This window comes from Dietzia sp. HMSC21D01 (genome assembly GCF_001815995.1).
Taxonomy (GTDB): domain Bacteria; phylum Actinomycetota; class Actinomycetes; order Mycobacteriales; family Mycobacteriaceae; genus Dietzia; species Dietzia cinnamea.
On the sequence record NZ_KV823663.1, the window covers coordinates 1 to 1,632 of the forward strand.

Here is a 1,632-nt window from a genome sequence, read left to right on the forward strand (position 1 = left end):
CCACGGCGCGGAGCTGCGCCCCGGCCATCGACGCGTGCAGCAGGGCCCCCGTCGCGTCCGCGGCGCGCAGCGCCTCGGGGTCGTCGAGGTCGACCCGCCCGGCCCCAGTGTCGTTCGACAGGTCAGGCACGGACGATCGCGAGGACCTCGTCGACCACGGCGTCGACGTCCTCCCTGGTCGGCGCCTCGGCGTTGAGGCGCAGCAACGGCTCGGTGTTGGAGGCGCGAAGGTTGAACCACGCGCCGTCGCCGAGGTCGACGGTGACGCCGTCCAGGCGGTCGACCGACGCGGCGCGGTCGGAGAACGCGGCGACGACGGCCTCCATGCGCTCGGTCTGCGCCTCCGCCGAGTCGAGCGTGGAATTGATCTCCCCGGAGGCGGCGTACCGGGTGTACTCGCCCATGAGCTCGGACAGCGTGCCGTCCTGACCGCCGAGTGCTGCCAGCACGTGCATGGCGGCCAGCATGCCCGAGTCGGCGCCCCAGAAGTCGCGGAAGTAGTAGTGCGCGGAGTGCTCGCCGCCGAAGACGGCACCCGTGTCGGCCATCTGCGCCTTGATGAAGCTGTGGCCCACGCGCGTGCGGACGGCGACGCCGCCCTTCTCCTCGACGAGCTCGGGGACGGCCCTGGAGGTGATGAGGTTGTAGATGATCGATGCGCCCGGTTCCTTGGCGAGCTCCCGCTCGGCGACGAGGGCGGTGATGGCCGACGGGGCCACCGGCTCTCCGCGCTCGTCGACCACGAAGCAGCGGTCCGCGTCGCCGTCGAAGGCCAGGCCGATGTCAGCTCCGCTCTCCCGGACGAGGGCCTGCAGGTCGACGAGGTTGGCCGGCTCGAGCGGGTTGGCCTCGTGGTTGGGGAAGTTCCCGTCGAGTTCGAAGTACAGGGGCACGATCTCGAGCGGCAGCCCGCCCAGGACGGCGGGCACCGTGTGACCGCCCATGCCGTTGCCGGCGTCCACCGCGACCTTGAGGCGGCGGATCCCCGTCAGGTCGACCAGCCCGCGCAGGTACTCGCCGTAACCCTCGAGCACGTCGCGCTCGGAGACGGTGCCGGTCTCCCCGTCGTGCGCGGGGACGCCCGCGATGACCTCGTCGGCGATCGTCCGGAGGCCGGACTCCTGGCCCACCGGCTTGGCGCCCGCCCGGCACAGCTTGATGCCGTTGTACTTCGCCGGGTTGTGGCTGGCGGTGAACATGGCGCCGGGGCACTCCAGCAGGCCGGAGGCGAAGTAGAGCTGGTCGGTGGAGGCCAGGCCGATCATCACCACGTCGAGGCCCTGCGCGGTCACCCCGTCGGCGAACGCCGCCGACAGGCCCGGGGACGAGTCGCGCATGTCGTGCCCGATCACCACGGTGCCCGCGCCCTCGGAGCGCATGAGCCGAGCGAAGGACGCACCGACCTCGCGGACGAAGTCCGTGTCGATCTGCTCTCCGACGACGCCACGGACGTCGTAGGCTTTGATGACTGCTCGGACGGACTCGGCGCTGCGTGCCACGTGCTGCTCCAGGGGGGTGAGACGGGGTCGGTCGATGTCTCCCGTGACACTACCCGCGCCGATCACGCGGCGGACCACCCTGCGGGCGGCGGGTCAGCGGGCGGTGGGGCCGGACCCGCCCGCGCCGCCGCCG

The 1,632-nt window shown here is 72.3% G+C and carries 1 protein-coding gene; it reads right to left on the reverse strand.

All coding sequences use genetic code 11. From position 1 onward, the window contains the following. Nucleotides 1–122: 122 nt before the first annotated feature. Complete coding sequence (locus HMPREF3086_RS01635) at nucleotides 123–1,499, reverse strand: phosphomannomutase/phosphoglucomutase (RefSeq protein ID WP_061228100.1); 1,377 nt, start codon at nucleotides 1,497–1,499, stop codon at nucleotides 123–125. Nucleotides 1,500–1,632 lie beyond the last annotated feature (133 nt).